The sequence below is a fragment of the Acinetobacter sp. 1130196 genome (genome assembly GCF_000588095.1).
Lineage (GTDB): Bacteria > Pseudomonadota > Gammaproteobacteria > Pseudomonadales > Moraxellaceae > Acinetobacter > Acinetobacter nosocomialis.
Map to the genome: position 1 here is coordinate 1 of NZ_JFWX01000083.1, position 5,346 is coordinate 5,346.

Here is a 5,346-nt window from a genome sequence, read left to right on the forward strand (position 1 = left end):
CCAGATGAAGAAGCCTACACCTAAAATCTATCGTACAACCAATTGGTCCTCGTATAACCAAGCTTTAATCAAGCGAGGAAATATTTCAATCTGGTTTGATCCTAAGACGCAATGGTATGCACAACCACAAGGCAAGCAAGGACGAAATCAAACTTATTCCGATACAGCGATTCAATGCTGTTTAATGATCAAATCTCTATTCCGTCTTTCTTTACGTATGGTTACTGGCTTTGTTCAAAGCCTGATTAAACTCTGTGGCTTGAATTGGACAGCACCAGATTACTCCACCCTTTGTAGACGACAAAAGCATATTGATATTGCGATAAGCTATCAGAAAAGTCATGATGGGTTACACCTACTTGTCGACTCTACGGGTTTAAAGTTTTTAGGTGAAGGCGAATGGAAGCGTAAAAAACATCAGCCTGAATACCGTCGGCAATGGCGTAAACTGCATATTGGTATAGATGCTGAAACACTGCAAATACGTGCCGTTCAGCTTACTACAAATAATGTCAGTGATTCACAAGTACTAGGTGATTTACTGGATCAAATTCCACTAGATGAGCGAATAGATTCTGTCTATACCGATGGCGCGTACGACACGAAGTGCTGCAGAAAAGTGATTTCAGATCGTCAAGCACATGCAGTAATTCCACCCAGAAAGAATGCCAAGCCCTGGAAAGATTCTAAAATAAGTTCAATAGAACGAAATGAGTTACTTCAAACGGTTAAACATTTAGGCAGAACCCTATGGAAAAAATGGTCGGGTTATCACCGTCGTAGTTTGGTGGAAACCAAGATGCATTGCATCAAATTATTAGGTGATAGGCTGACGGCAAGACATTTTCAAAGTCAGGTCAATGAAATTCATGCGCGTGTGGCAGTTCTGAATAGATTTACGGAATTAGGTAGACCTCGCACCCAAGTTGTGTCTTAAATTTGAATGGATTGGGGAGAACTCAGCTTTTGAATGTTTATGCAACAAAGCCCATCAGACCAAAATCCAACACGGACTAAAGCAGTTTTTCTAAATGCAACAATTACACCCGATACTGTAAAAATACGACCATACGTACGCTGCGCCCGCTTAATCAATCCAATAATTGAAGAAAACTCACCAACCTGTAATTTCCCTAATATACTTGAACGGTTGAGAATTCTAGGATTTCCAGTGACGGCTCCAATACGAGGAAATTTTAGAAATGGCTGCATAAGCCAAAGTACAGCATGAGGATGTAGTAAAGCATCTCCATCAATACAAACTAAATATTCGTATTTACTTACTAAAACTCCCGATCTTAAAGCCACTGCCTTACCTTGGTTTTCCGCTAAGTGCACGACCCTTAATCGAGTATCCTTAGCTGCCAACTCATCAAGAATTTCTGCAGTTCTGTCACTACTACCATCATTGACAGCAATCACTTCAAAATTTGGATATTTTGTTTGTAAGGCATAACGAATCGTTTGCCTTACCTGAGCTTCTTCATTAAAACAAGGAATAATAATACTGCACCCTTCATTTGAAGGCTCAGGTAACTGTTGTTCATGGTATTCTCTTTTAAAGAAAAACCAGAGGCCACCTACCATCCATGTCCACGCCATAAGCAAAGGATATAAAAAGGCAAAAGCAAATAGAATATCGAGTAATACTCTCATTACTTTTTCCCCTCAGTTGCTAAACCAGCGAAGGGTTGATACATCACCGAACTCGAATTCAAGCTCATTGGGTTATATAAATACTCATGAACATTTTTTGAATTTTCAAAGGTATAACCTTCAACCCCAAATTTCTGAATACCTGTTCGCTGAATATCGAAAAGACTTTGTTTCACCTCTTGCCAAGCATTTTTCTGATCATTTTCTGGTAATGTTAAAGTCAGCATAATTCGTTGCTTGTATTTCGCATCAAGTGTATTTAAAAGTTCTAAGACATGTTTAAATTGTTTCTGCTTACCCACAACATTAAATTTTAGATTCACTAAATCATGTTGGGTTAACAGTGATTTTAAAAGCGCTGGCAATTGATCGATATGCTCTAAGTCAGGTGTAAGCAGCAGACTAAACTGGGCCTGATTACTCATATTCAAATAAGGCCTTGCAGCTTTTTGAGTCAGTTGACTCAGTTGTGATAATTGCTTTACTTGTTCAACACAGTTACTTTCTTTTATCGTTGCACTTTGCATAGCACAATTTAAAGCAGTTCCGGCATTAAGTTGAATACCACTTAAATTGCTATTAAAACGTGCGATATCTTTAGCTAAATCTGCCACCAAAAACGGTTTATTTTTTTGAGGATATACAGGTAACTCTAAAATGACCGCTTGTCCTGCACGAGTCTGTGCCTGCCATAGACTACGGTTTAAGATATCTTGTTTAACTGGCATTTGAGTTGTTGGGAAATAAGCAACGTCATATTGCCCATCTCCATCTTGATCATCTAAAGGCTTCAATATCAGCGTATTGTTTTTTAAGCTATAAAGTTTGGATAACAATGCCCCTAATTTTTCATCTGACTGAATATTGGTTGAAGCAGCTAATTGTTTTAAATCCATACTCACAAAATGTTTTGGCTGTTTATATAAATCTTTCTCTGCCGAGTTCAAGATATTGAGTAAGGTCTCAGACAACTGTTCAGCTGTAGAGTTATCCACCATAAGACTACGTTTAAAGGTAACGTCATTAATCTGATTTACCCCATCACGTCCTAAACTAAAAGAAAAAGTGAAACCTGCCTGTTGAGCTAGTTTTTCTAACTGCTGATTGACCGCACCATACGGCCATACAATTGCTTTTGGTTCTACACCCAATTCCTTTTTTAAAACATCATGAGATTTTTTTAAATCTTTTAAAATACGTTGCTGATATTCCACATCCGTTTCATAACGCGCTTGTGATTTTAAATACATATAAGAAGTTGCTGCGGGTTGTTCATTCCCTTGAGGGTTAGCAAGCACACCATGATGCAAATCATCACTATGACTCGCAAACTCAGCTAAGCCAGAAGCCTGCATTTCTCGTACTTGCTTCCAATTGACTAAGTTCCCTTGTCCATAGGCTTCATAGCCAGCTTTTGTATTACCGTTAAGCCAACTGGTTGGGAGTGCAAAAACTGCCGGAATCCGATATTGCTTGAGCAATGGAAATATACGACTGTAGCTACTTAAAGCACCATCATCAAAGGTTAACAAAATAGCATTATGAGGTAGTTCTTTACCTTGCTTACGAGCCTCTTCAATATCTTTCAGGCGAATTGGCTTCCAGTCAGATTGACTCAACCAGTCAAAGAATTGCGCTAAATTTTTAGTTTGAATTGCATAAATATCCCGATCGCCCTCTTTTAAAACATCATCTCTGACATCATGAAAAGTTAAAGAAACTGTATGATTTTTTGGTAAATCTTTTTCTATTTGGGCATATGTAAATTGCAGAGGTAACAACGTTGAAGCTAAAGCACAGCTCAACATTTTCGAAAATAAATTATTCATTAAAAACGCCCTTCAAATCCGAAAATACCATAGGTATGCTGTTCATCATGTCCATCGTAAGGATGGTATTGCCAACCAATTCCATAATTGAGTTGCCATGTACGTGATAGCTGCCATTGATGTTGATATTGCAAAGAATAGGTTGGCTTAGTGGAATAATCGGCTTGTTTATAAAGCCCCACTCCAGCCTCGAAATGCTGTTTAAATGAACGCTCATATTCACGCCAAGTCACCCAGTCATGGCTTAAGTTCAACTCCGCGCTGTAATGCGAACTTGGGCTAAAATAAGTAGTTTGATCTTGGCTATTACTGCCATAAAAACCACGAACAGTGCCATAAGTAATGTGATGCGGCGCCGCAAATAGTCTTTCACGCCAAAAAGTTGAAAATTCTTGTTGTTTATTACCATCATTGATATCAGTCAGACCGTAACTTGCGCCAATTTGACGTGATTCATCTTTTTGCCATGTCAAAGCAGCTCGGTAAGACTGGCCATCTTCTCCCGCATCAATTGCCTGTAGAGGGATGTCAGCCTGGCTGTTATATTGCAATTGATACTGCCAGTGATCGTTTAACCACTGAGACCAATCAAGACGAACACCTGCTTGTCCGCCATCTGTACTTTGCGACAAGATCGCAGACAATGCCTTACGATTAGCTTGCCATTCGGCCCCCACACCATAGCGCTGGTTATGCACGTCACCAAAATTGTATTCACCATAACGATCTTGATGCCAAGCAAATAAACGATAATTATCCTTAATCCAAGGGCTATTAAGACGTGTTTCCATTTCACGGTCTTTTAAACCATTCTGCCCACTTACAGTATCACTATTGTCGGCCTTACTTTGGCCCCAAGTAGTTGAGTGTGAAATTGTGGCTCTATTACGATCATCCAACTCTTTGCGGCTTTTTATGACACCACTATCATCAGGATAATATTGCACTAAGTTTTGAGTGGTTTTCCGCCATGTCGGAATATCACCTAAAGCTTGAGCATTCTGCATTTCATTAATGCGAGTGTCTTTAGCAATCGGATCTATACCATTTAACCGGGAAATTGTTTTTTTTGCCTCTAGCGGTTTTTCTCTCCACCGTTCTACACGCGCAAGATTATTAATCAGGCTCTCATTCGCAGGTGCTTGCTCGACTGTTTTTTGAAAGTGCTGTTCAGCTTGATCCAGGTGATTAGCGTAGGCTAAATGCATCCCTTTTAAAGCAATATAATCATCACGATCAGGATGGCTTGTTTTATCTACACCCTTCGCCTGACTATATTTATAAGTCGGAATAAGGTGATCAACTTTTGCCAAAAGCTGTTCAGCTTCCTTATATTTTTCCTGTTCAATATAGGAATAATACAATCCGGTATAGACGATCATATCCGGATAATTTTTTTCGTTTAGAAGAGTCTTATAAGCAAGTTCAGCTTGCTTCGGCTTCTGCTCCGCCAAATAACGGCAGAGTAAAACTTGAAGTGCGACATAAACCACCTAATTAATTTAAAGGGTTTATGGAGTATATAAAATTGTCATACCATCATCTTAACTTTGAAGATCGTACTGCATTAATGCTTGAGTCAAGAAAAGAAGGCTTTTCAGCCAGAAAATTTGCTGAACTCATTAAAAGACATCCTAGTACGATCTATCGTGAGCTTAAAAGAAATAGCATCAATGACGTTTATCAAGCTCGATATGCTTCTGATAACACCTTCGCTAGACGTAGACGTGGTCACAGAAAACTCAAAATCGATTCAATCCTCTGGAAATTTATTGTTGAAGCGATCCGTTGTTTATGGTCTCCTCAGCAAATAGCAAAGCGTTTAAAGACATTTCCTGATTTGGATCAAACAATGAATGTA

At 39.0% G+C, this 5,346-nt stretch carries 3 protein-coding genes and 2 pseudogenes; 2 read left to right on the plus strand and 3 right to left on the minus strand.

Annotation, left to right across the window (positions count from 1 at the left end):
* The first annotated feature begins 4 nt into the window (after positions 1 to 4).
* Entirely contained in the window at positions 5 to 937 is a 933-nt protein-coding gene (locus tag J671_RS24080; RefSeq protein WP_004812228.1) for an IS5-like element ISAha3 family transposase, read from the plus strand.
* A gap of 53 nt (positions 938 to 990) precedes the next feature.
* On the opposite strand, the pseudogene J671_RS24085 reads toward J671_RS24080, so the two are convergent.
* The 3 genes and pseudogenes from J671_RS24085 to J671_RS24095 form a co-directional block, all read right to left on the minus strand.
* Positions 991 to 1,656: pseudogene (locus tag J671_RS24085) on the minus strand (glycosyltransferase); the annotation flags it as partial.
* Positions 1,656 to 3,485 (minus strand): poly-beta-1,6-N-acetyl-D-glucosamine N-deacetylase PgaB, encoded by a 1,830-nt coding sequence (gene pgaB, locus J671_RS24090; RefSeq protein ID WP_031983724.1) that lies wholly within the window; start codon positions 3,483 to 3,485, stop codon positions 1,656 to 1,658. The pseudogene J671_RS24085 and the gene pgaB, both read right to left, overlap by 1 nt.
* Positions 3,485 to 4,942 (minus strand): annotated as a pseudogene (locus tag J671_RS24095) (poly-beta-1,6 N-acetyl-D-glucosamine export porin PgaA); the annotation flags it as partial. The pseudogene J671_RS24095 and the gene pgaB, both read right to left, overlap by 1 nt.
* Positions 4,943 to 5,055: 113 nt before the next feature.
* Between J671_RS24095 and J671_RS24100 the strand changes: the two are divergent.
* On the plus strand, positions 5,056 to 5,346 hold a 291-nt coding region (locus J671_RS24100), incomplete at its 3' end, for a helix-turn-helix domain-containing protein (RefSeq protein ID WP_264665482.1).